Genomic DNA, 24,399 nt, shown 5'->3' with positions numbered 1-24,399 from the left:
TAATGGGCCTGACCAAATCTCTGGACGATATCAACAGCGTGCTCGACACGTTCTCCGACCAGATCGCGGAGATCAGGGACCAGCCTGCCAAAGTCGACGACGCGTTCCGAAAGGCGGCGATCGCCGCGGCCGAGGTCGAGGGAGCATCCGTCTTCGGCTTGGTCGGTGCGGTGGCAGGCGCTGTCTACGGCTCGATCACCGAAGACGACTTCACCGGGTACATGCAAGACCACAAGGAAGCGATCAAGAAGAAGATCCAGGAGCTGTTGGACAAACTGCAGAGCGCGGTCGACAGTCTGAAAGCGCCCATCGCCTTCCTGCTCACGAGCGAGGCATGGACGACGCTGAAGGGCAAGATCGGCGAGGCCCAGAACAACGAGGTGGTGAACGGTAACCTCACCGGCTATTGGGCCGGAGCGGCAGCGCTCAAGTACACAGCGGCACGGACACTCCAGGACACCACACTGGATTCCGCGAAATCGACCTGCGACAAGATGGCAGACGCGCTGGCCAAGATCTCGGACATCGCTTGGGATTTCTACTCCAAGATCGTCACGGATATCGCGGATCTGCTCATCAAATTCGGGAAGGCTCTTGCCAAGATCGCTACCTTCATCGCCGCTCCGGTCGGGGTCTCCGATGCGATCGATGTCCTCGGAAAAGTCATCAGCAGCACCGTCGACTACACAGACAAGCTCCTGAAGGCGCTCATCGCACAGCGGGAAAGCATTACTAAAATCGACGAATCGAAAACTAACCAGAAGGGGTTCCTCAACAACCGTTGGCCACGTAGTGCTGCCGACGACTTCAACATCAACTCGCCGAGCTCCGAATGGCAAGCGACATGAATTTACCTAAGCTACTGGCGATCTCGGCGCTAGCAGTACTGATATCCGGCTGCGGCCTGTTGCCCCGCACCCAACCCGAACGGCATGCGATACCGACAAGCAACCACACCATCCAGGAGTTGTGCGACTCCACAAGACATTTCTTCGCCACCCGAGCTGGTACCGAAAATCTGAAGATCAGCGCCGGCGCCGGCGGTAAGGCGCTGACCGACAAGATCGATACCGGAAATGGGTGCTTCTACGAGACGGGAGACCCGTCCGCATCGCCATCTCACCTCGGATACGTCTCGCTGTTTCGCATCATCGTCAGCGATAACCCTCCTCTGTCTACCCCCGCGTCGGCCAGCGAGAACTACCCGACCAGGGTCATCACCGTCGACGGCGTGACTGTCAAGGTAGCCACAGAGCCGATGCCGAAGGGGGGCGAATCCGCCACCACGCTGCTCGACGTCTACCTCACAGCCAGTATCGACGGCTGGGAGGGCGAACTCCTCTTCAAGGGAACCGAGAAGGAGACGGTGCGAGATGATCAAACGACCCGAGCGGCTGCGCAAGCGTTGGTGAACATGATCCGCACCCTGAAGGGTTGAAACCCCGCGGCACATCGCCGCACTCACGCCACGAGCCCCCGCATCCAGGACCGGATGCGGGGGCTCGCGGCGCGTTCGATGTCAACCAGCGGGCGGCATGGCCTCCCTGGGAACAGAGCCGGGAACCTCTTCGGCCCTACTGAATACCGGCTGATGGTGTATGTCACTGCTTTCGGCAGGGGTGTACACCGGGATGGGAACGGTGTCGTGGCTGAATAGCCCGGACCCTTGCCCGCTTTCCTGACTCATCCGTCGAGCCTCCTCCGATCGGCCGCGAATAGCCAATCCCCTCTATTCAACCCCCTCCGTCCACCGGGACGCGCATGATCCCGCCGCAACGCCGCCGTGTTCGGTGTTGCGCCCGGGCGCGGCGGGCGGCAATGTCCCCGATCCGGCGCGGACATGTCCCGTTGATCTGCCGTCCGCCTGCCGTTGCCGTACCGGTGTCCGGCACGGTGGTAGCTTCGGAGGTACGAATCATCGTCGGCCTTTCTCGACCGACCATCGAGCTCGGGTCACGTCACCCGGGCAACGCCGATCACGACGAGCGTCGGCGGCCAGACCGGGCGTACCTGCGCCCGCGCAGCCGATCCATTCGAAGAGGACCAATGGCCATCACCGATATCGCCGTGTACGCACACCTGAGCAAGGAAGACATCGAGGCACTCGGCGCGGAGCTCGACACCATCCATCGCGACGTCAGCGAATCCCTCGGCGGCCGCGACGCGGCCTATATCCGGCGCACCATCCGCTTCCAGCGCGCACTCGAGGCAGCCGCCCGGCTGCTCATCGCGGTCAACCGGAACCGGGCAGGCTGGTTGCTCGGTGCGGTGTCGCTTGCCGCGGCGAAGAGCATCGAGAACATGGAGATCGGGCACAACGTCTCGCACGGGCAGTGGGATTGGATGAACGATCCGGAGATCCACTCCAGCACCTGGGAGTGGGACATGGTCGGGCTGTCCACCCAGTGGAAGTACTCGCACAACTTCCGTCACCACCTCTACACCAACGTCCTCGACATGGACGACGACATCGGCTTCGGCGTGATGCGGGTGACCAGGGACCAGCAGTGGCGGGCCGAGCATCTGCTGCAGCCGCTGCAAAACCTGATTCTGGCCACCACTTTCGAGGTGGGCATCGGCCTGCACGGTCTGTACGCGGACCGAGACAGGTTCGAGACGAAGGCCGAGAAGAAGGCCGTGACAATGGCTTTCCTGCGCAAGGCGTCCCGGCAGGCGATCAAGGACTACGTGCTGTTCCCCGCACTGAGTGGAAAGCGTTGGCGCCGTGCGCTGACGGCGAACCTCGCCGCCAATGTCATGCGCAACGCCTGGGCGTACGTGGTCATCTTCTGCGGCCACTTCCCCGACGGCGCCGAGAAATTCACGGAGGCGGCGCTGGAGAACGAGACCAAGTCCGAGTGGTACCTGCGCCAGATGCTCGGCACCGCGAATTTCGATGCCGGACCGACCTTGGCCTTCGCCAGCGGAAATCTGTGTTACCAAATCGAACACCACCTGTTCCCCGATCTCCCGAGCAACCGCTACGCCGAGATCGCGCAACGGGTTCGGGCACTGTGCGACAAGTACGACCTGCCCTACACCAGCGCATCGCTGCTGCGCCAGTACCTGCTCACCATGCGCACCATCCACAAGCTCGCGGTGCCGGACCGGTTCCTGATCGCCACCTCTGACGACGCGCCGGAAACCGCCTCGGAGAAGAAGTTCCAGACTGCGCTCGCGGTCTCCGAGATCTCCGGTGTGACAACGGGTTTGCGGACCGCGCTGCACAACGCCAGGATGCGGCTCGAGCAGGAGGCCGGGCTGGAGGGCGGGCGGCTGCGCCGCACCGCCGCCAAGGTCAAGGCGAATATCCGAGGGTCGCTGCGGGCTCCGGTTCCCAGCGTTTCCGGCTAGCCCGGCGTCACCCGGCGGGACGCGACCGCGCCGCGTCCCTCCGGCGCTTGGACCGCATCCAGCCGAACGTCAATTGCACCGCGTGCTGCCAGTTTTCGTACTCGTCGGCGCGGTGCACCGGGTCCATCTGCGGCCGCCACTGCCCGGCCAGGCGCCAGTTGTTGCGTAAGCCTTCCAGATCCGGCCAGTAGCCGACGGCGAGCCCGGCCGCGTATGCCGCACCGAGCGAGACGGTTTCGGAGACGAACGGGCGCATCACCGGAATGTCGAGGACGTCGGCGACGATCTGCATGAGCAGGTTGTCGGAGGTCATGCCGCCGTCGACGCGCAGCGCACGCGCCTGCAAACCGGAGTCCGCGTTCATCGCGTCCATCACTTCGCGGGTCTGCCACGCGGTCGCCTCCAGGACCGCACGGGCGATGTGCCCCTTGGTGATGTAGGACGTCAGGCCTGCGATGAGTCCGCGGGCGTCGCTGCGCCAGTGCGGCGCGTACAGCCCGGAGAACGCGGGCACGATGTAGCAACCGCCGTTGTCTTCCACTGTGCGAGCGAGGGTTTCGATCTCCGGCGCGCTGGCGACCAGCCCGATGTTGTCGCGCACCCACTGCACCAGCGAGCCGGTGACCGCGATCGGGCCTTCCAGCGCATACACCGGCTGCGGGCCGATCTGGTAGCCGATGGTGGTGAGCAGCCCGTGCTCGGACTGCACCAGCTCTTGGCCGGTGTTCATCATGAGAAAGCCACCGGTGCCGTAGGTGCATTTGGTTTCCCCACGGGCGAAACAGGTTTGGCCGAACAGCGCGGCATGCTGGTCGCCGAGCGCGGCGGCGATCGGGATGGCTGGCACCACGCGGCGAGTGGTGCCGTAGGACGCGGTCGAGGCCTGGATGCGCGGCAGCATCGCGGCGGGAATGCCGAAGAAGCTCAGCAGTTCGTCGTCCCAGGTGAGGGTGGTGAGGTTCATCAGCAGTGTGCGGCTGGCGTTGGTGACGTCGGTGAGATGCAGGCCGCCGTCGACCCCGCCGGTCAGGTTCCAGATCAGCCAGGTCTCCATGGTGCCGAACAGCACCTCGCCGCGTTCGGCCCGATCCCGCAGGCCCGCAATGGTATCGAGCAGCCAGCGCAGCCGCGGCGCGGCGAAGTAGGTAGCGAGCGGCAGCCCGCACAGTTCCCGGATCCGGTGCGCGCCAGGCCTTTCCTCGAACTCGCTGACCAGGTCCTCGGTGCGGGTGTCCTGCCAGACGATGGCGCGCCGGATGGGCAGGCCGGTGTGCCGATCCCATACCACCGTGGTCTCGCGCTGGTTCGCGATGCCAAGGGCGGCAACCTGATCCGCGGTGATGCCGGAGTCGCGCAGCGCCTGCGGCACGATCCGGTCGACGTTGCGCCAGATCTCCATCGCGTCCTGCTCGACCCAGCCGGGACGCGGGTAGTGCTGCTGGTGTTCGCGCTGCGCGACGCCGACCAGGCGGGCGCGCTGATCGAACAGGATGCACCTGGTCGAGGTGGTGCCCTGGTCGATCGCGAGCACATAGCGTTGCGTCATCCGCGTCCTTTCGTGCTACGAGTCGATGAGTCGGTGTCAGGCACCCAAATCTCGGGAGACTGCCCGTGCGGCGTCGCGTACCTGGGTGACCAGTGCAGGCCGGTGTCGTAGTTGCGCATCGCAGAGCCGGTCGACCGGCCCGCTGATGCCGATGGCGCCGACCACGAGTCCGCCGTGTGCGCGGATCGGCGCCGCGATGCCCGCCTCGCCCGGCCGGAATTCCTCGGTCTCCCCTGCCCAGCCTGCCTGGCGCACCGCGGCGAGGGCTCGGTTGAGCGCGACCCGATCGGCGATGGTGCGGCGGGTGAGCGAGGTGAGGTCGCCGCCGCGCACGGCGGCCGCGAGTTCCGCGTCGAAGGCCAGCAGGACCTTGCCGAGCGCGGTGGCGTGCGGTGGCAGCAGTTCGCCGACCGCGAGCGCCTGCTCGGTGTTGTCCGGGCGAAAGACGTGATGAACCACCACGACGGTGCCGTCGACCGGCGTCCCGATCCGCACCGATTCGCCGGTGCGTGCGGCCAGTGCGTCGGCCCAGTTGATCGCCCGGGAGCGCAGTTCGTTGGCATCGAGATAGCTGGTGCCGAGGTGGACCAGTGCGGCGCCGAGCTGATACTTGCCGGTCGCCGGGTCCTGTTCGACGAAGCCGACCCCCTGCAACGTGCGCAGGATGCCGTGCACGGTCGGTTTGGCGAGTCCGAGCGCGCCCGCGATCTCACCGACCCCGAGGCGCCCGGCACCGCGGGCGAGCAGCCGGAGAATGGCCGCCGCTCGCTCGATCGACTGGATCGGACCGGGCATGACCGAAACCTAACGTTTCCATTCGACAATGTCGAACATGTGGTGAACAGGTGGCAACACTCCCGAAGGCCGGTGTGACGTGCGTCATGCCCGCTTACTCGGGCGCCTGACCGTAGCGGCAGCGGCCCCGCCCAACCAGCCCTACCGTTCGGCATTGTCGAACGGGCGCTATGTCCGGTCTGTCGCTCGCGTCGTAACGTCGTGCTCCGCAGGGTCGCGACGGCGACCAACAGGGCGAACGGAGACTCAACGGTGAACTTCGGCTCGATCTTCCTCAGCGAAGCACTCGGCACGGGCGTGCTGATATTGCTTGGCGCTGGCGTGGTCGCGAACGTGTTGCTGACCAAATCCAAGGGATTCGACGGCGGCTGGTTACTGATCAACTTCGGGTGGGGGCTCGGAGTTATGGCAGGCGTCTATGTCGCCTACAAGAGCGGTGGCCATCTCAATCCCGCCTACACCATCGGTGTGCTGTTCAGCGGCGCGGACGAATACGCGCCAGGCATCAGCATTACCGTCGCCACCACCCTCGCCTATGTCTTGGGGCAGCTGGTCGGCGCGTTCGTCGGCGCGAATCTCGCCTACGTCGTCTACAAACGGCACTTCGACGAGGAGACCGACGAGGCAAAGAAGCTCAGCGTGTTCGCGACCGGTCCGGCGATCCGCAGCTCGAGCTGGAACTTTGCCACCGAGCTGATCGCGACCTTCGCCCTGGTGCTCGTGCTGCTGTCGATGGGCCACACCGCGACCGGGCTCGGACCGGTGGCGGCGGCGCTGCTTGTCGTCGGTATCGGCGCCTCGCTCGGCGGTCCCACCGGCTATGCCATCAACCCCGCCCGTGACCTCGGCCCCCGGCTCGCGCACGCGCTGCTGCCGGTCAGCAAGGTGGCAGCGCCGGTGCGGGAACCCGCGACCGCGGGCAGCTATGCGGCCGAACCGCGCCCCGAAGCCGCGACCGCTCAGGTCAACGGCGGCAAGGACTCCGACTGGGGTTACGCCTGGGTGCCCGTCCTCGGACCGCTGGCAGGCGGCGTGCTCGCCGGACTGGCTTCGCAGATCCTCTTCTGAAATCTCTTCTCGTAGTAGTTAGTTCATTCTTCGAAAGGACGGCGCGTGAGCGAGCGTAGCGAGCGAACCGACAAGACAGCGCCCATGGGCATGACGGAACCGAGCGCCAGCGAGGTGCAGTCATGAGCCAGTACGTAGGCGCCATCGACCAGGGCACCACCAGCACTCGCTTCATGGTGTTCGATCACAGCGGCAACGAAATCGCCCGCCACCAGCTCGAGCACCAGCAGATTCTGCCGCAGGCAGGCTGGGTGGAGCACGACCCGACCGAGATCTGGGAGCGGACCCGCGCGGTCATCCAGAGCACGCTCACCAAGGCCGACCTCGACGCGAGTGACCTGGCCGCGGTCGGCGTCACCAACCAGCGCGAGACCACCGTGGTGTGGAACCGCAGGACCGGTCGCCCGTACTGCAACGCGATCGTCTGGCAGGACACCCGCACCGACAAGATCGCCGCCGAGCTCGAGCGCGCCGGACACGGCGACACCATCCGGCACAAGGCCGGATTGCCGCCTGCCACTTACTTTTCCGGCGGCAAGCTGCGCTGGATCCTGGACAACGTGCCCGGCGTTGCCGAGGCCGCCGAGCGCGGCGAGGCGATCTTCGGCACCACCGACAGCTGGCTGCTGTGGAACCTGACCGGCGGGGTCGACGGCGGCGTGCACGTCACCGATCCGACGAACGCCAGCCGCACCATGCTGATGAACCTGGAGACCTCGGACTGGGACGACGAGTTGTTGTCCATCTTCGGGATTCCGCGCGCGATGCTGCCGACGATCGCACCGTCGTCGAACCCGGCGCTGTTCGGAAAGACCAGGGCCGATGGACCTTTCGGCGGCGAGGTGCCGCTGTCCGGTGTGCTCGGCGATCAGCAGGCCGCCACGGTCGGCCAGGTGTGCTTCCGGCCCGGCGAGGCCAAGAACACCTACGGCACCGGAAACTTCTTGCTGCTCAACACCGGTACCGAGATCGTGCGCTCGCAGCACGGGCTGCTCACCACGGTCGCCTACCAGTTCGGCGACGACAAGCCGGTGTACGCGCTGGAGGGTTCGATCGCGGTGACCGGGTCGGCGGTGCAGTGGCTGCGTGACCAGCTCGGCATCATTTCCGGTGCGGCACAAAGCGAAGCGCTGGCGCGGCAGGTCGAGGACAACGGCGGCGTGTACTTCGTGCCCGCGTTCTCCGGGCTGTTCGCGCCGTACTGGCGCTCCGACGCACGCGGCGCGATCGTCGGGCTTTCCCGCTTCAGCACCAACGCCCACCTGGCGCGGGCGACGCTGGAATCCATTTGCTACCAGACCCGCGACGTCGTCGAGGCGATGCAGGCCGACTCCGGTGTGCAGCTCGACGTGCTGCGGGTGGACGGCGGCGTCACCGCCAACGAGCTGTGCATGCAGTTGCAGGCCGACTTCCTCGGCGTGCCGGTGTCGCGCCCGGTGGTCGCGGAGACCACCGCGCTCGGCGCCGCGTATGCGGCAGGCCTTGCGGTCGGATTCTGGAACAGCACAGACGAACTGGTAGCCAACTGGCACGAGGACAAGCGCTGGCATCCCACCGGGACCGAGGAACAGCGCACGAAGGGCTATGCCCGCTGGCAGAAGGCCGTGTCGCGCACGCTCGACTGGATCGACGTCGACGAGTAACCGAGCGCCGCGAATTTCACTGAGCCAGAGCTTGTTTCACCACTAGAGCTTAATTCAGAAGTAGAGGAGATTCACATGTCGGCACGATTAGATCCCACCTACCGCAGCACCGCGGTGAACGCACTGGGCGACACCGAGATCGATGTGCTCGTGATCGGTGGCGGCGTGGTCGGCGCGGGCGCCGCGCTCGACGCCGCCTCGCGCGGCCTCAGCGTCACCCTGGTGGAAGCCAGGGACTTCGCGGCAGGCACCTCCAGCCGCTCGAGCAAGCTCATCCACGGTGGGCTCCGCTACCTCGAGCAGCTCGACTTCTGGCTGGTGCGTGAGGCTTTGAAGGAACGCGGCCTGTTGCTCAACAAGCTGGCGCCGCACCTGGTCCGCCCGGTGTCGTTCCTGATTCCGTTGCAGCACCGGGTGTGGGAACGGGCCTACATCGGGGCGGGCGTCGCGCTGTACGACACGCTCGGCGGCGCCCGCGCCGTGCCCATGCACCGGCACCTGACCCGTACTCGCGCACTGGAATTGACACCAGCACTGCGCGAGGACGCGATGACCGGCGCCATCCGGTACTACGACGCACAGGTCGACGACGCGCGGCACACCATGACGATCGCCCGCACCGCGGCACAGCACGGCGCGACCGTGCTCACCCGCACCAAGGTCACCGGGCTGCTGCGCGACGGTGTTCGGGTGATCGGCGCACACGTCACCGATCTGGAGACCGGCCGCGAACACACCGTGCGGGCCCGCAGGGTGATCAGCGCGACCGGCGTGTGGACCGACGAAATGAACCGGATGACCGGTGTCGACTTCCCGTTCCACGTGCGCATGTCCAAGGGCGTGCACATCCTGGTGCCGCGCGAGCGCCTCGACCTGGACACCGGGCTGATCATGCGGACCGAGAAGAGCGTGCTGTTCGTGATCCCGTGGCACAAGCACTGGATCATCGGCACCACCGACACCGATTGGTCGCTGGACAAGGATCATCCGGCCACCAGCAACGCCGATGTGCAGTACATCCTCGACCACGTCAACGCGGTGCTGCGGCAGCCGCTGACTCGCGACGACATCGTCGGCACCTACGCGGGCCTGCGCCCGCTGCTGTCCGGCGCGTCCAGCGACACCTCGAAGTTGTCGCGGGAACACGCTGTGGCAGAACCGGTTCCCGGCCTGTTCGTGATCGCGGGCGGCAAGTACACCACCTACCGGGTGATGGCCGCCGACGTGGTGGACGCGGCGGTCGAAGGCCTCGGCCGCGCCGTCGCCCCGTCGGTCACCGACAAGCTGCCGCTGCTCGGCGCCGTCGGCTACCAGGAGATGCTCGCCGACCTCGACAGCCTGGCGCAGCGCGTCGGCCTGCCGAAGGCGAGCGTCGAACACCTGCTCGGCCGTTACGGTTCCGCCGCGACCGACCTGTTCGACCTGATCGCCGCTGACCCCGACCTGGCCAAGCCGCTGACCGGGGCCGACGACTACCTCGCTGCCGAAGCGGTGTACGCGGTCACCCATGAGGGCGCCATCCATCTCGACGACGTTCTCACCCGCCGCACCCGCATCTCCATCGAGGCCGCCGACCGCGGCCTGGCCGCCGCCGCGGAGGTCGCCTTCCTCATCGGCTCCCACCTGGGCTGGGACGCCGCCGATGCCGAACGCGAACTCACCCGCTACCGCGACCGGGTGCACGCCGAACTGGCCGCCAACCAGGCCGCCGACGACGAAGCCGCCAACGCGGCCCGCTTGGTCGCCATCGCCTGACCTCGCGTCCGCCGGCGAGCTCGATCCTGTTCTCAGCCCTGCAGTTTCGGCTGAACATCGAGCTCGCCGGACGCCAGGACGGTCAAATATCCCTGCCCCGCAACCGGTTGCATCGGCAGTTCGCGACGGAAGAGCGCGTCGATGAACGGGATGCCACGGTGATAGGCGTACAACGAGGTTTCGCTGCCGACGATGCCCGCGGTGTCGACCAGCAGCGGAATGTCGGCCAGAAAATACTGTGCCGCAAGCTCACACTGCTCGATGGTCGGCTCACTGCCGTCGGCGAGCCGGTGCCGCAAGACATTTCGGGTCGTCTCCAGGCACAGGTCGCGGAAGGCCGCATCGTAGGCGAACAGCTCCGTCGCTTCCCTGAGCAGGTCGACGAACACCGGATTCGCTTCCAGGTACGCCCAATCGACCACGCGCGCGTCCAGGCCCGACAAGCCCGCCGATGCCAGTCCGTCCCGAATCCGGTTGCGCATCTTCAACCCGTTCTCGAGCGCCCGCTTTCGCGCCTTGTGTTCGGGCAACCCGAGCGCTCGCAGCGTGAATACACCCGGCACATCGGGCAGATGGAACTGGACGTAGGCGAACTCACTGACCGCCCACCTCGTCAGCTCCGCGATCCGAGCCCGCTTGAAGTAACTGTTGAACGGGCTGATTCCCAAGAGAACGTGGTCTCTTCGCGCGAAGAGCTCCGCACAGTTGGGCGTCAGCGGCAAAGCAGTGAGCTCCAGCGCCGTCTGCATCAGAGCATGCTGCCAAACCTGCCCACGATCTCGGCCCTGACACACCGCCCGCAGTCCACCGATCGGGTAATCGCAGGTCCGAGGCAGATTTCGACTGCGAACCGGCGGCCGTTGACGGGAAGATTCGCGAAAAGTCAACGTTGACCTCTATGCGGGTTCAGGTTTAACGATGGAGGTATGACTCAGCCAGCTGATTTCTGGAACTCCGTTTATGACAACGACACCGCGCCGTGGGTGATCGGCGGGCCACAACCGGCGATCGTCGCCCTGGAACGGGACGGGTGGATTCGCGGCCGCGTGCTCGATCCCGGTTGCGGCGCAGGCGAACACACGATCCTGTTGACCACACTGGGTTACGACGTGCTCGGCATCGACCTGTCGCCGAGTGCCGTCCAATACGCCAACAGAAATGCTGCGGCACAAGATGTTTCCAGCGCGCGGTTCGAGGTGGCCGACGCGATCGCTCTGGGTGCCGCCGCGACGGAGCCCAGCTACGACACCATCGTCGACAGCGCCCTGTTCCACATCTTCGTCGACGATCCTGACGCCCGCGCCGCCTATGTGCGTAGCTTGCATGCCCTGTGCAAGCCGGGCGGGCTCGTCGACATCCTCGCCCTCTCCGACGTCGAGCCCGGCTTCGGGCCGCGGATCAACGACTCGATCATCCGCGAATCATTCGGCGCCGGTTGGGAACTCGAAGACCTGCAGCCCGCGCGATACCACGGCCGCGTCACCGAGGCCGTCCTCGAAGCGGACGACGACCTGAAACTACCGGCGGGCACCGCCGTCGACCTGGCCGCGTGGCAGGCCCGAATCCGCCGCCTCTAATCCATCCCGCTGTGTCCGTCGGGGGTCGACTCGTCGGTCTCGAGCTCGGCCCCCTTCGGGTGCTCATCGGCATGCGTAGCCTTCGAATGCTCCGCCGCAAAGTCCTCCTCCCCCAATTCGATCTCCGCCGTCGTCCGATCCATCTCCGGTCCACTCATGCCCGCCGAATACCCCGCCTCGGAGGCTCGAATCCGAGCGTGCCCGGGGCGCGCGACGCAAGAAATATGCTCAGGCTCGGACGGATTTGCGGGGGCATTGCGTGTGCCGGATCGACGGCCGAGCGAGTGGTCGACATGATCTAGGGTCGGGGTCATGGAGATGGTGGGTGTGGGAGAAGCGGAGCGGGTTGCGGCCTTGTTGGCGGCAGAGGCGAACGCTGTTGCTTTGTTCGATGAGGTGGTCGCGCGCGGGATGATCGCGCCGGGGGCCAGGGAATCGGTGGTCAGTGATGCGGTGCGCGACCTGGCCGCCGAGATGTTCGGGACGCGGCGGTTTTGGCACAAGCGGATCGTGCGATCCGGGATCAACACGCTCGAGCCGTACAGCGCCAACCCACCGGACCGGGTGATCGGCGAGGACGACATCTGCTTCCTGGACTTCGGGCCGATCTTCGCGGAGTGGGAAGCCGATTTCGGGCGGACCTTCGTGCTCGGCGACGATCCGGCCAAGCTGGCACTGCGCGATGCGCTCGAACCGCTGTGGGAGCAGGGGCGCACGCACTTCGATGCGCATCCCGACATCACCGGCGAGGAGCTCTACCACTGGGTTTCGGCGCAGGCGAGCGAGCAGGGCTGGGAGTTCACCGCCGAGATCGCAGGCCATCTGGTCGGCGAGTTCCCGCACAAGCAGATCTCCGGCACCGAGATCACCACCTACGTCGCGGCGGGCTCGACAACGCCGATGCGCCGCATGGATCCCAAAGGCCGTGCCTGCCATTGGATTCTGGAGATCCACCTGGTGGACCGGGCGAACAACATCGGCGGGTTCTTCGAGCAGCTGCTCGACGTGCGGCCCGCCGCGTAGCGCATACGCCTCGTCCAGAAACGTGCCGCCGTTCCTGGACGGGGCACTATCCCAGGGCGGCAACCAGTTCCGACAGCGGCACCGAGCCCGGTGGCCGCCCTTCGCGCGCAACGACTTCGGCGAAGTGCTGGATCCGCTCGTTGACCGGCGTCGGCACCCCATGTCTGCGGCCGAGCAGCACGATCTCGCCGTTCAGATAATCGGTTTCGATACTGCCCGTGCCCCTGGCCAGGCTCTGCCACGACGAGCTGACCGAACGCCGGACGCCGACGCGAAGGACATCGCCACGCCGCGCACCGTCCTCGACGGCGGTCACAAACGAAATTCCCGCCGCGGTGAGGACTTTCATGCCCTCGATGCGGGCACGATCGAGGATCTCGGTGACATCGTCGGTCGGCCGGACGAGCGCGTCGACGGCGTTGCCGAGGTTCATCAGCAGCTTGTGATACTTCCACCGCATGATGTCGGCGCGCGGTTCCGCATGGCATCCCGCCGAACGGAACGCGGCCGCAACAGCTTCCGCCGTGTCGTCGACGCCTGCCGGATATCTGCCGATGTCGAGGATGGCAGGCACCGGCCACGCCCGTGCCTCCACCACCCCCGGCTCCAGATGCGTGGTCGGGAACATCACGCAGACTCCGTACACATTCGAGAACATCCGCAGTGCGGCGGGCTCGTTGGCGACACCGTTCTGCAGGCACACGATCGGGGTCGCCCGATCCACAGCCACCGTCAGATCGCGCAGTGCCGCTTCGGTATTCATGCTTTTCACGGCCAACAGGACCACATCGCCTGCCGCGCCGACGAGCTGGTCGGGACCGGAAACGGCGGGAATGGTCTCCATCGCCGCCCCCGCGCCGGTGACCACGCGCAACCCTCGGTCACGGATCGCGTCCAGGTGCGGGCCGCGGGCGATCAGCACGACCTCATGCCCCGCACGGTGCAGGAACGCACCGAGACTGCCACCGACCGCGCCGGCCCCGTACACGATGAAACGTTTGACATCCACCTGATCGAGCCTGCCCGTTCCGGCGAATCCGCGCCCGTCGACGGTCGTCAGGCGACGGCCTCCTCGCCGCATTTCCCCGCGGAGTGCGGCACGCTGAGCCCGTGTCCAGGTGCGTTGATCCCTGGCACGTCCGCGCCCAACGCGATGATCTGATGCAACACGTTGTGATAGGACCAGGCTTCGGCGACGCGTCCGTCCCGGAAACGCACCTCCCCGACGTAGGCGGCGTGGTAGTTGCGTTCGCTCTCCAACGCGGTGAGTTCGCCCTCCGCGTCGACGAACCAGGCGTGTGGGGTGGCGAACGGGCGCACTCGGATGCGGGACAGGCTCCCCTCGTGCCACAGCACGTCACTCGACCAGCGGACGCTCTGGCACAGGTCCTCGCGGCCGACGATGCGATCGGGCAGGCCTGGCAGCTGCCACGGCATATGGATCCGCACGTCGTCGGTGACCAAGTCCTGGATCTGCTCGTGATCGTGCAGGAACAGCAGTTCGTAGAAGCGTTCGATGACGGCGCATTCGTCCGCGGCGTCGATCAGGCCTGCGGTGGACCGATCGGACCGAACGCCGACACGTCTCCGGCCTTGCGGAGCGGTTGTCATGCCGATGATCATCACAAGCCTTCCCTGTCGTACCGGTAGATCGTTCAATCTTGAGTCAGCAAATCATGAGCAAACAAGCACCGTCAATGCCGACTTTCGCTAAGAACGCGACAACGCGGGTGGTGTGGGTCACCCGGGAGGTGCGGCGAGCACGCCGCCGTCGTCACCCGGCAGCAATGCTTCAGCATGCAGACGCTGCGGCCGCCGGACGCGCTCGAGCGGACCGGCAGCGTAATCGTGCCGGACCCGGAACTACCGCAACGCTTTTCGGCGAGCCGATGGCTGCCGGGTAGCCGAGTCGAGCCTCGGGCGCGATCGACCCGCTCCTGCGGCCCGGTAAACTCGCTGAGCGGGACCGAAAGTCGAGGGTGCGCGGCGGGAAGCGCACGGCGAACACAGGAGAAATCATGTCGAGTCGCCGCTTCCGATCCAGTGCTGCCGGGATCGCTGTCCTGGTCATGGCGCTGGTGGTTGTTGCCGGTTGTTCATCGGAGTCGAAGAAACCAGGGTCACACGACCCGATGCCCGCCCCGATCTCCATCACGCCCGCACAGGGCGCCAAGAGCGTCGATCCCCTCGCACCGGTCCAGGTGAACGCGGGCGACGGCATGCTGACCTCGGTCGTCATGACCAACGAGCAAGGCAAGCCGATCGACGGGATCCTGACCCCGGACAAGACGGCGTGGAAACCCACCGAGTCGCTCGGCTACGGCCACACGTACACGATCACCGCGGAAGGACTCACCATCACGGGTCGCAGCGGCCCGCTGACCTCGACGTTCTCGACGCTGACGCCGAACAACCAGACCAAGGTCTACTTCGAGACCACCGGCGGCGGCCTGCTCGACGGCGGCACCTTCGGGGTCGGCGCGGTCGTCGTCGCCCACTTCGACGAGGACGTCCCCGATCGAGCGCTCGCCGAGAAGCGGCTGTCGGTGACCACGACGCCGCCGCTGGAGGGTTCGTGGTACTGGCTGGACAACCGGCGCGCGCACTGGCGGCCCAAGGAGTACTACCCGGCGGGCACGAAGGTGAACGTCAAGGCCAACATCTACGCGGTAGACCTCGGGAAGGGGCTCTACGGCCAGGAGGATTCGAAGGCCTCGTTCACCATCGGCGCATCGCACGTCTCGGTCGCCGACGACAACACCCATCAGGTCCAGGTGTTCGAGAACGGCAATCTGATCCGCACCATGCCGACCTCGATGGGGATGGGCGGCAGTGAAACCGTCGGCGGCAAGACCATCACCTTCTGGACCCAGCCCGGTGTCTACACGGTGATGAGCAAGGCCAATCCGGTGATCATGGACTCCTCCACCTTCGGCCTGCCGATCAACTCGCGGCTCGGCTACAAAGAAACCATCAACTGGGCGACCCGGATCAGCACCGACGGCATCTACCTGCACGAGCTGGCCTCCACCGTGTGGGCGCAGGGCAACACCAACACCTCGCACGGCTGCCTGAACCTCAGCCCCGAGAACGCGCGCTGGTTCTACGATTTCGCCGTCACCGGCGATGTGGTGGAGATCAAGCACACCGGCGGTGCGCCGCTCGAGGTATGGCAGAACGGCGACTGGGGCGTGCCGTGGAACGAATGGGTGCAGGGCAGCGCGTTGCACTAGGTCCAGTTCCTGGCGACTGGACCACGACAACGGCGGTGCCAGGCTCGTAGCGTCGACCTGTGGACGAGAACCTTGCCATCGACCGTGCCGAGCTGCCCGCGCTGCTGGATGCCGTGCGCGCGTCGGCGATGGAGGTGCTGGCAGGCATCGAGTCGCGGCCGGTCGCGCGAGCGCCGAAAGCGGTAGGGGCCGAAGAGTTTCCGGAGCAGGGTGTCGGGCTGCGCCAGGCGCTCGCGCGCTTCGAGGAGCGCTGGGCGCCCGGCTTCTCCGGCAGTGCTGGTCCGCGGTACTTCGGCTTCGTCACCGGCGGCGCCACCCCGGCATCGATCGCCGGTGACTGGCTGACCGCTGCGTTCGATCAGAACGCGATGTCCAGCGAGGATTCCACGGCCAGTGAGCTGGAGCAGCTGACGGTGGGCTGGATCGGGCGGCTGTTCGGATTGTCCGAGCACACCGGCGCTTTCGTCAGCGGGGCGACGATGTCGAACTTCGTCGGCCTTGCGATCGGGCGTGAATGGCTAGGCGAACAGCTCGGCGTCTCGGTGGCGCAGGACGGTGTCGGCGCGCTCGGCCCCGTCCGCGTGCTGTCGGGGACGCCGCACTCGAGCATCGTCAAGTCGGTGTCCATGCTCGGAATGGGCCGCACCAGTGTGCGTCCTGTGCCGACGCTGCGCGGCAGGGAGGCCGTCGACGTGGACGCGCTCGCCGCGGCGCTCGACGTCCTCGACGGGCGTCCCGCCATCGTCGTCGCCAATGCCGGGACGGTGAACACCGTCGACTTCGACGACCTGCGCGCGATTGCCGCACTGCGCCAGCGCTATCCGTTCTGGCTGCACGTCGACGGTGCGTTCGGCGCTTTCGCCGCGCTCGCCCCGTCGCACGCCGAGCTCGTCGACGGTCTCGCCGAAGCGGATTCGGTCTGCGTCGACCTGCACAAGTGGCTCAACGTGCCCTACGACGCGGCAGTCCAATTCACTCGGCGCCGAGACCTCCAGCTGCGCGTCTTCCTGAACGCGGCCGCCTATCTGACTGCCCCCGTTGGCACCCCGGATTTCGGCCACCTGGTGCCCGAGAACTCCCGCCGACTCCGCGCCTTGACGGCCTGGTTCTCGCTAACCGCGTACGGCCGCACCGGCCACCGAGATATCGTGCAGCGCAACATCTCCGCCGCCCGTCGCCTCGCCGACCAACTCACGACCGGACCACTCCGCCTGGTCGCCCCGGTCCGGCTCAACGTCGCCTGCTTCACCCTCACCGACCGCCCCACCCTTGAACGCATCGATGCCATGGTCGCCGCCGTGGCCGACGGCGGCGAAACCTTCATCACCCCACCGGTCTACGCCGGTGTCCCCGCACTGCGCGCCGCCTTCAGCAACTGGCGAACCACCGACTCCGACGTCGACCGCGCAGCCAAGGCAATCATCGCCGCAGCAAACGAAATCCCCTGATCCACAGCATCGTTCAGGCGTGCACGCAAGGGTTTCCCGCTCGGCGTAGCCGAGTTGGGTGACCGGCGGGCCGGATCCACGCGATCAGCTTGCCGGTTCCGTGGCAGGGGGCGGGTGGAAGCCGGGTCCTGGGCGTGGGTCGACGTCGCGCGGGTCCAGTTCGGCGTGGCAGTGGTCGCAGACCAGCAGTGGTGTCATGGCGTGGCCGCAGGTGCGGTGTTCGAGGATGAGCGGTGGGCCGTCCGGGTCGGCCAGGTGGCGGTCGCCCCAGCTCATCAACGCGAGGATGGTGGGGTAGAGCTCGCGACCCGCGGCGGTGAGGTGGTAGTCGACGCGGCCGCCGCCCTCGTCGGTGCGGGTGAGGATGTCGGCGTCGATCAGCATGCGCAAGCGGCTGGTGAGCAGGTTGCGGTTGGAGATGCCGATGTTGCGGGCAAAGTCGCTGAACCGGCGCACACCGAAGAAGGCCTCGGCAATGATCAGGATCGTCCATCGGTCGCCGAGCAACTCGACGACACGGGTCACCGAATCATCGGCCGGGCGTCGAATGGTCATGCGGGACATCTTCGCATCCGTTCAGTTCGTCCAAACCCGGCCGAGTTACCTCTATCGGTATTTCATCCCTACCGATAGTATTGAAATAATACCGACTGAGATCGGTCCGGCGGATGAGGTAGGAATCCGATGCCAACAGCAGAACAGTCGATTGCCGACTATGTGCGTCTGCTCGACCCCGCGGTGCGGGCGAATCCCTATCCCCTGTTCGCGCGAATACGTGAATTCGGACCGTTCCGGATCGGCAACGCGCCGGTCGTCATCGTGCCGACGCACGCCGGATGCACAGCCGTACTTCGCGATCCGCGCAGCAGCGTCGACCGCTCACTCGCGCGGCTGCAACTGGGCTCGATGCCGATCTACGACGCCGCGAAAACCACTGCGGAACAGGCCAAACCATCGTTCCTGTTCCTCGATCCGCCGGACCATACGCGGCTGCGGCGGCTGGTGTCGAAGGCCTTCACGCCGCGCGTGGTGCGCCGGCTCGAGCCACGGATCACCGAGATCGTCGACGACATCCTCGACCGGCGTGCGGCGGCAGGCACTTTCGACGCCGTCACCGACCTCGCCTATCCGCTGCCGGTGACCGTCATCTGCGAGCTGCTCGGCGTGCCACTGGAAGACGAAGCGCAGCTGAGCCAGTGGTCGTCGGTGCTGGCCCGTTCGCTGGATCCGACCTCACGCGACGCCGCCCAGTTCCGCATCGATCCCGACGAATTACAGCGCGCCGGTACCGAGCTCAGCGTCTACTTCGAGCAGCTGACCGAACGCCGCCGCGCCACACCGGGACCCGACCTGCTCTCCGAGTTACTCGCGGCCGAGGACGCAGGCGACAAGCTCAGCCACGACGAGTTGATCTCCACCTGCGCACTGCTGCTCGTCGCCGGCCACGAGACCACCGTCAACCTCATCGCCAACGCGACGCTTGCCCTGCTCCGCCGCCCCGACGAGCTCGCTGCATTGCGCGCGAATCCCGAACGGGCACAGGGCGTCATCGAGGAAACCCTGCGCTTCGACCCGCCGGTGCAACTGATTCCGCGGATCGCCGCCGACGAGATGGTGGTCGACGGCATGGCCATCGAACGTGGCAAACTGGTGGTGCTGCTGGTCGCCGCCGCGCACCGCGACCCCGCCGTGTTCCCCGACCCCGACCGCTTCGATCCGACCCGAGACAACCGTCATCTGGCGTTCGGCCTCGGCGCGCACTTCTGCCTCGGCGCACCACTGGCCCGTGTGGAGGCGCGGATCGCGCTCACTCGTTTCGCCCAGCGCGTCGAATCACCACGGCTGCCAACGGATCCGCCCGCCTATCGCGAGCACATGAACCTACGCGGGCCTGCGCACCTCCCACTAGAGTTCGCCGCGATCCTGCCGCGCTAGCTCGAAGGACGTCGGCGCCAAGGCAGGATGCAGGTCGAATCAGCAAGGACGTCAGGTGATTCGACGCAGGGCGCCAGCTCAGCCGTCGTAGGACACGTGCGGCGTCCACTCGTCGAGGGATCGGGTCGCGGCTGAGTACAACGCCTCAGCGACCAGGTCCCTGGTGAACGCGCCCGAGCCGAGCACACCGTTGATCTGCACCGCCACGGCTCGAAAACCCTTGGGCGCCAACGTGGTATCCAGGCTGGTGACCAGGTTGCGGACCGCCGCCTTCTGCACGCCGAGCGAGGCGGCCTTGTTCCACGGCTTGTCCGCCGCGGCACTTCCGGTGACCAGCACTCGCGCACCATCGGCGAAGAACGGCAACGCCCCCTGCACCGCGGGCAACAGCGCGGCGGCGCCGATGGTGAAGTCCTCGATCAGCTCCGGCACCGACAACTCCAACGGATCGGCCTCGCGGAACATGCTCGGGTTGAAGTGCAGCACGTCGATCCGGCCGAGCTGCTCGCCGACCTCGGTCACCAACCGGGTGATGTCGGCGGGATCGGACAGATCGACCCCGCCGCCGTCGGCGGTGTGTCCCTCGCCACGGAGCTCAGCGACGAGCGGCTCGGCTTCCGCCGCCAGCCTGGTCGCCAGGAATACGGCATAACCGTCCCCGGCGAAGAGGCGAGCAACGGCCAATCCGACACCGGGACCGGCGCCGAGTACGAGAAGCACGGGAGCAGACATGGCCACGAGCCTAGAGCCGCGACGGTGCCTATGCGGTTCGGCGCTGGCTCTGGTTCACGGTGACATAACCCGCTCTACGCGGGGTATCACCCGCGCGTGCGTACTCTCGAATGAGGCGTAGCAGGGACTAGAGGGCAAGGAACGATCCGTGAGGCGAGTGCCGAGGAAGGCGCGTAGGGCAGAGTCGGCCGCGCCGATCGATGACGACACCGTCGAGTTAGCGCAGGTCACCGACCCGCCCGCCCGGCACCGGCGGCGCGAGAGCAGGCCACCGACACCACCCGAGGCCGATACCGCCGAACGTCGCCGCGCAGGCGCAAGGCCACGCCGCGCTGCCGCTGAATCACCCAGCCCTGCGACGAAACCGCGCGGCGCTGCCAGGAAATCTCGGGAGTCCCGCACAAGATCACACCCCGCCGCGGCAACGTCGCATCGGGCAGGCCGGGTGGCGAAGATCGCGGTTCGCGTGGTCGTCTCGGCCACCGCGCTCGCGGTGCTGTCCGGCACCGGGTTCGCCTGGTCCGAGAAGATCGACTTCAATCGCGGCTTCACCCGCACCGACGTCATCGACTCGGACGCGCCGCGCTCGCTCGGCGGCGACGTGAACGTCCTGCTGATCGGACTGGACACCCGCAAGGATCAGAACGGCAACAACCTGGAGAAGGAGATCCTCGACCAGCTGCACGCAGGCGACGGCGACGAGGGCGGCTACAACGCGAATTCGCTGATCCTGCTGCACATTCCGGCGGATATGAAGCGAATCGTCGCGTTCTCCATCCCGCGCGACGACTACGTCGCGGTATCCGGCATTCCCGGCTACGAGAAGGTCAAGATCAAGGAAGCCTACGGCCTGGCGAAGGCCAACGCCCAGGACAAGCTGGCCGCGAAAGGGGTGACGGACCAAGCCACCCTGGAGCGCCAAGGCCGGGAAGCGGGCCGAACGTCCATCGTGAAGACCGTCCGCAATCTGGTCGGCGTCCCGATCGACCGCTTCGCCGAGGTCTCCCTCGCCGGGTTCTATCACCTGGCCACCGCGCTCGGCGGCGTCGACGTCTGCCTCAACAAGGCCGTCGACGACAGCTTCTACTCCGGCGCCAAGTTCCCCGCCGGGCCGCAGCATCTGGACGGCGCGCAGGCGCTGGCCTTCGTCCGCCAGCGGCACGGCCTGGAGAACGGCGACCTGGATCGGACGCACCGGCAGCAGGCGTTCCTCACCTCGGTGGGCAAGTCGCTCAAGGATTCCGGCACGCTGACCAACCTGGGCAAGCTCTCCCAGCTGATCGAGGTGGCGCACAAGGACGTGGTGCTCTCCGAAGGCTGGGACCTGATCGATTTCGCCACCGACCTCGGCGCGGCCGGGTCCATCGGCATCGAGTTCCGGACGCTGCCGGTGCTGCGCTACGACAACGTCAACGGCCAGGACGTCAACATCATCGATCCGGCGGCCATCAAGAAGGAAGTACGCACCGCGTTCGGTGTCGAGGCGCCGAGCAGCACGCCGGCCAAACCGACCAGCATCGTCGATGTGCAGAACGCGGGCAGTCTGACGGGCGCGGCCGCGAAACTCGCCACCGTGCTGAACGGCAAGGGCTACGGCAAAGGCACGGTCGACAACCGCGTCGACGCCAGCGGCACCCCGGTCACCATCAGCACCACCACGATCACCTACGGCACCGGTGCCGACACCGATGCCACCGCGCTGGCCGAGGCGCTCGGCGGATTGACCGCCACCGCCTCGCCGAACGTCCAGCCCGGGCATATCCAGGTGGTCCTCGGCAGTGACTTCATCATGCCCACCGAGCTGACGTCGGACACCACGTCGACCACCACCACGACAACGCCGACGACCACTCCGGCTGAGCCTGCCCCGGATTCGGGGAAGCCGTTCACCACGACGATCGGCAGCACGATCCCCTGCGTGAACTGAGCGCACACGCCCGCAGGTCGGATCTCCTTGCGACGTGCGTGGTCGGTGCCTACTCTTCGACGACCGCCTTGATCCTGTTCAGCGTCTCCCGCATCCCGTTGACGTTCGTCTTACGGCGCGCACGACCGGCAAGCAACCAATACCCCCGCAGCACCGGGTTGGCGTGCAGCTGAAACGATTCGGTGACGTCGGTCCCGCCGTCGACCGGCTCGAATTGGTAGCGCCAGGTATTCACCTGGACTCCGCCCGGGCCGAACACGGTGAACGCGAATTCGCGCCCCGGCTCGCAGGCGATGATCCGGCACACCGTCCAATACTTCAGACCCCAGCCGTTCCGGTTGACGTGCCCGCGAAACTTCACCCCGACAGCGGGTTCGGTTGCCCCACCCAACCATTCGGCCGCAAAGGTCTCCGGGCTGAACCGCCCGGTGTTCGTGATATCGCTGACCAGGCCCCAGATCTGCTCAGCTGGCGCGGCCATCCGGACTGTCACACTGTCCTGCATGCCCGCACGCTAGCAGCCCAAGCGACCGAATGGGTCGCGTGATTCCGGCCGAACGATCGAACGGGATCGGATCGTCACCCGGGAATCAGGCGGGTTTGGGTAGTGGGAGGACGGCGTCGAACGCCCGATCCCAGGAGTCCGGGTCGTCCAGGAGCGCGCCGGGCGGTAGCGCCCAGCAGGCGGCGAGCAGGTCGTAGCCGAGGTGGGCGATGGCGGCGTGGACGGGCCAGTGTTCGCTGGTCCATGCCGGATCTTCGGTGGCGGAATCGATTCCGCTGCGGGCGACGCCGACCAGTTCGAATTGCAGCTGTTGGATCAGGACGACCGCGGGCGCGCCTGCCGGTTCGGTGCGCAGCAGCTCGACCAATGCGTGGGCGCCGGTCCGGACGCGCTGCTCGATCCAGCGGAAGGTGCGCCGGTGCGCGTGCGGTGCGACCACATGCTGGGCGAGCACCGCGACGACAACACCGATGACGGTCTCGACGAACCGATCTCGGATCAGTGGCCCCACCGCGCCGTCGGGAGTCGCACCGACCGCGAGCAATGCAACCGGGGTGAGGAAGACCGCAGCGATCGCGTAGTTGCGCGGCACGAACATCTCCATGCCGAACAACAGCGCGGCCACCAGCACGATGAGGGTGTAGCCGGTCGGCGCGAGCTGGTGCACGGCCGCGAAGAACGCCAAACCGACGACGGTTCCGACGAATCGATGGATGCCACGGACCTTGCCGAGGATCCGGTCCGGTCCGGTCTGCAAGACCATCAGCGCGGTGAACACTGCCCAGTGCGGCCGGTCCTGGCCGAGCAGTGCGCTGATACCGCCGGCGACCAGGCAGGCGAGACCAACCCGGTAGGCGCTGATCATGGCGTGCGAGTCGAACGAGAATGCACGCCGGAGCCGGAAGCGAATGCCAGGGCGGACGAACGAGATCAGCGGGTCGACAGCCAGGTCGTTGGTGTCGTCGTAGGCGGGGCCCGCCAGCCGATGCCTGGCCGCGACCAGCGCGGCAAGCAAATCCGAATCCGGCATCCGGCTGGGCAGCCGAGCGTCGTAGACCGCCGCCCACGCCCCCGCGATCGCGCCGCCCGCCTGATGCCGCAAGTCGATAGCGGGCAGGCCCGCGGCCCGCGCCGAAAGGAAGGTGTCGACCGTATCGATCGCGGCCGCCACGGCGACCCGCTCGGGCTTGCGGCGGTCGCGCAGCACCCCGGCCATGGAGACGACGATCGACGAGACCACACCGAACGCCGTGCAGGCCAACAGCACTTCCGTTGCAATGCCCGCCTCGGCGGCCATCATCGCGCCACCGCAGGCGATCACGAAAAGCAGCGCGCCCGGCGGCCCGAGCCGCAGCGCGCCGATCACGTACACCCCGAACACGGCAACCGCCGTCAGCATGCCGACCGTCAACAGCGAAGCGCCGAGCCCGCCGGAGATCGTGTGACCGAGCAGCGCGCCCGCAGCGCAGGAGGCGAGCAACGCCACCCCTGCGGTGAGCACCACTCCCGCACGCACGCGATAGGCCCTCCGCTCCCCGTACATCACCGCGAAAGCACCGAACAACACGAACAACGCGTAGTTCGGATGCCCCGCCGCCACCACGACCCCGGCGGGCACCGCGAAGGCAATCGCCGTCCGCAGGCCAGTGCTCCAACGCCGGCCAACGGGCGGCAGCGCAAACAGCAGTGAGCCGAGCTTTCCCTTCGGCGGGAGCGGGTCGGAGACCGACGGGGGCATCTACGTCCTTTCAAGTCGCGAAACATTCCCGAGTTGTCGAGCAAACCGGGCCATCGAACACGGCCTGCCCACCGAACGCCGCCGAGCATCGAGCGAACACGACCTGCCCACCGAACGCTC

22 protein-coding genes are annotated in these 24,399 nt (G+C 66.8%); 12 read left to right on the top strand and 10 right to left on the bottom strand.

Going from position 1 to position 24,399, the window contains the following annotated elements; genetic code table 11:
* Positions 1 to 2 precede the first annotated feature (2 nt).
* From NA11_RS00110 to NA11_RS00100, 3 genes are all read left to right on the top strand, one after another.
* Entirely contained in the window at positions 3 to 848 is an 846-nt protein-coding gene (locus tag NA11_RS00110) for a hypothetical protein (RefSeq protein ID WP_069159610.1), read from the top strand.
* A complete protein-coding gene (locus NA11_RS00105; RefSeq protein ID WP_141717286.1) occupies positions 833 to 1,438 on the top strand; it encodes a hypothetical protein in 606 nt (201 codons plus the stop codon). The genes NA11_RS00110 and NA11_RS00105 overlap by 16 nt, the downstream gene beginning before the upstream one ends.
* 608 nt (positions 1,439 to 2,046) lie before the next feature.
* Positions 2,047 to 3,354 (top strand): fatty acid desaturase family protein, encoded by a 1,308-nt coding sequence (locus tag NA11_RS00100; protein WP_069159608.1) that lies wholly within the window; start codon positions 2,047 to 2,049, stop codon positions 3,352 to 3,354.
* Positions 3,355 to 3,361: 7 nt separating this feature from the next.
* On the opposite strand, the gene glpK (NA11_RS00095) is transcribed toward NA11_RS00100, so the two are convergent.
* Positions 3,362 to 4,900 carry a glycerol kinase GlpK gene (gene glpK, locus NA11_RS00095; RefSeq protein ID WP_069159607.1) on the bottom strand — a complete coding sequence of 513 codons (1,539 nt, stop codon included), beginning with the start codon at positions 4,898 to 4,900 and terminating at the stop codon, positions 3,362 to 3,364.
* A gap of 36 nt (positions 4,901 to 4,936) precedes the next feature.
* Complete coding sequence (locus NA11_RS00090) at positions 4,937 to 5,695, bottom strand: IclR family transcriptional regulator (protein WP_069159606.1); 759 nt, start codon at positions 5,693 to 5,695, stop codon at positions 4,937 to 4,939.
* Between the two features lie 252 nt (positions 5,696 to 5,947).
* On the opposite strand from NA11_RS00090, the gene NA11_RS00085 reads away from it, so the two are divergent.
* The 3 genes from NA11_RS00085 (at position 5,948) to glpD (ending at position 10,161) form a co-directional block, all read left to right on the top strand.
* Positions 5,948 to 6,763: an MIP/aquaporin family protein gene (locus NA11_RS00085; protein ID WP_069159682.1), complete on the top strand. Its 816-nt coding sequence runs from the start codon at positions 5,948 to 5,950 to the stop codon at positions 6,761 to 6,763.
* A gap of 122 nt (positions 6,764 to 6,885) precedes the next feature.
* Positions 6,886 to 8,406, top strand: a complete 1,521-nt coding sequence (gene glpK, locus NA11_RS00080; RefSeq protein ID WP_069159605.1) for a glycerol kinase GlpK — start codon at positions 6,886 to 6,888, stop codon at positions 8,404 to 8,406.
* A 75-nt stretch (positions 8,407 to 8,481) separates the two neighbouring features.
* Positions 8,482 to 10,161, top strand: a complete 1,680-nt coding sequence (gene glpD, locus NA11_RS00075) for a glycerol-3-phosphate dehydrogenase (protein ID WP_069159604.1) — start codon at positions 8,482 to 8,484, stop codon at positions 10,159 to 10,161.
* A 32-nt stretch (positions 10,162 to 10,193) separates the two neighbouring features.
* On the opposite strand, the gene NA11_RS00070 is transcribed toward glpD, so the two are convergent.
* Positions 10,194 to 10,910 (bottom strand): tRNA-dependent cyclodipeptide synthase, encoded by a 717-nt coding sequence (locus tag NA11_RS00070; RefSeq protein WP_069159603.1) that lies wholly within the window; start codon positions 10,908 to 10,910, stop codon positions 10,194 to 10,196.
* Positions 10,911 to 11,087: 177 nt separating this feature from the next.
* On the opposite strand from NA11_RS00070, the gene NA11_RS00065 reads away from it, so the two are divergent.
* Positions 11,088 to 11,738, top strand: coding sequence for a class I SAM-dependent methyltransferase (locus NA11_RS00065; RefSeq protein WP_069159602.1), 651 nt, complete (start codon positions 11,088 to 11,090; stop codon positions 11,736 to 11,738).
* Here the strand turns inward: NA11_RS00065 and NA11_RS45400 are convergent.
* Complete coding sequence (locus NA11_RS45400; RefSeq protein WP_167837513.1) at positions 11,735 to 11,896, bottom strand: hypothetical protein; 162 nt, start codon at positions 11,894 to 11,896, stop codon at positions 11,735 to 11,737. The two genes, NA11_RS00065 and NA11_RS45400, sit on opposite strands and share 4 nt — an antisense overlap.
* A gap of 163 nt (positions 11,897 to 12,059) precedes the next feature.
* On the opposite strand from NA11_RS45400, the gene NA11_RS00060 reads away from it, so the two are divergent.
* The gene (locus NA11_RS00060; RefSeq protein WP_439957031.1) at positions 12,060 to 12,761 is read left to right on the top strand and encodes a M24 family metallopeptidase; all 702 of its coding nucleotides are present in this window, start codon (positions 12,060 to 12,062) and stop codon (positions 12,759 to 12,761) included.
* A gap of 46 nt (positions 12,762 to 12,807) precedes the next feature.
* Here NA11_RS00060 and NA11_RS00055 read toward each other — a convergent pair whose 3' ends face one another.
* Complete coding sequence (locus NA11_RS00055) at positions 12,808 to 13,770, bottom strand: ketopantoate reductase family protein (protein ID WP_069159681.1); 963 nt, start codon at positions 13,768 to 13,770, stop codon at positions 12,808 to 12,810.
* A 47-nt stretch (positions 13,771 to 13,817) separates the two neighbouring features.
* Complete coding sequence (locus NA11_RS00050) at positions 13,818 to 14,372, bottom strand: nuclear transport factor 2 family protein (RefSeq protein ID WP_167837512.1); 555 nt, start codon at positions 14,370 to 14,372, stop codon at positions 13,818 to 13,820.
* A 407-nt stretch (positions 14,373 to 14,779) separates the two neighbouring features.
* On the opposite strand from NA11_RS00050, the gene NA11_RS00045 reads away from it, so the two are divergent.
* Together NA11_RS00045 and NA11_RS00040 are read left to right on the top strand one after the other, a co-directional pair.
* Complete coding sequence (locus NA11_RS00045; RefSeq protein WP_069159680.1) at positions 14,780 to 15,994, top strand: L,D-transpeptidase; 1,215 nt, start codon at positions 14,780 to 14,782, stop codon at positions 15,992 to 15,994.
* A 59-nt stretch (positions 15,995 to 16,053) separates the two neighbouring features.
* On the top strand, positions 16,054 to 17,442 hold the full coding sequence (locus NA11_RS00040; protein WP_069159599.1) for a pyridoxal phosphate-dependent decarboxylase family protein: 1,389 nt from the start codon (positions 16,054 to 16,056) through the stop codon (positions 17,440 to 17,442).
* Between the two features lie 84 nt (positions 17,443 to 17,526).
* Here NA11_RS00040 and NA11_RS00035 read toward each other — a convergent pair whose 3' ends face one another.
* Positions 17,527 to 17,997, bottom strand: coding sequence for a winged helix-turn-helix transcriptional regulator (locus NA11_RS00035; RefSeq protein WP_084653804.1), 471 nt, complete (start codon positions 17,995 to 17,997; stop codon positions 17,527 to 17,529).
* A gap of 129 nt (positions 17,998 to 18,126) precedes the next feature.
* On the opposite strand from NA11_RS00035, the gene NA11_RS00030 reads away from it, so the two are divergent.
* Positions 18,127 to 19,377, top strand: a complete 1,251-nt coding sequence (locus tag NA11_RS00030; protein ID WP_069159597.1) for a cytochrome P450 — start codon at positions 18,127 to 18,129, stop codon at positions 19,375 to 19,377.
* 78 nt (positions 19,378 to 19,455) lie between these two features.
* Here NA11_RS00030 and NA11_RS00025 read toward each other — a convergent pair whose 3' ends face one another.
* Positions 19,456 to 20,109 (bottom strand): SDR family NAD(P)-dependent oxidoreductase, encoded by a 654-nt coding sequence (locus tag NA11_RS00025; protein ID WP_069159679.1) that lies wholly within the window; start codon positions 20,107 to 20,109, stop codon positions 19,456 to 19,458.
* Between the two features lie 445 nt (positions 20,110 to 20,554).
* Here NA11_RS00025 and NA11_RS00020 point away from each other — a divergent pair, with 445 nt between their 5' ends.
* Positions 20,555 to 22,036: an LCP family protein gene (locus NA11_RS00020; protein WP_439957030.1), complete on the top strand. Its 1,482-nt coding sequence runs from the start codon at positions 20,555 to 20,557 to the stop codon at positions 22,034 to 22,036.
* 49 nt (positions 22,037 to 22,085) lie between these two features.
* Here NA11_RS00020 and NA11_RS00015 read toward each other — a convergent pair whose 3' ends face one another.
* Positions 22,086 to 22,541, bottom strand: a complete 456-nt coding sequence (locus NA11_RS00015) for an SRPBCC family protein (RefSeq protein ID WP_069159596.1) — start codon at positions 22,539 to 22,541, stop codon at positions 22,086 to 22,088.
* 85 nt (positions 22,542 to 22,626) lie between these two features.
* Positions 22,627 to 24,279 (bottom strand): FUSC family protein, encoded by a 1,653-nt coding sequence (locus tag NA11_RS00010; RefSeq protein WP_069159595.1) that lies wholly within the window; start codon positions 24,277 to 24,279, stop codon positions 22,627 to 22,629.
* Positions 24,280 to 24,399 lie beyond the last annotated feature (120 nt).

Origin of the sequence: Nocardia altamirensis NBRC 108246 (genome assembly GCF_001612685.1) — a bacterium.
Classification (GTDB): Bacteria; Actinomycetota; Actinomycetes; order Mycobacteriales; family Mycobacteriaceae; genus Nocardia; species Nocardia altamirensis.
The sequence above is the reverse complement of the archived record's forward strand: the minus strand, read 5'-3'. Positions and strand labels throughout refer to the sequence as shown.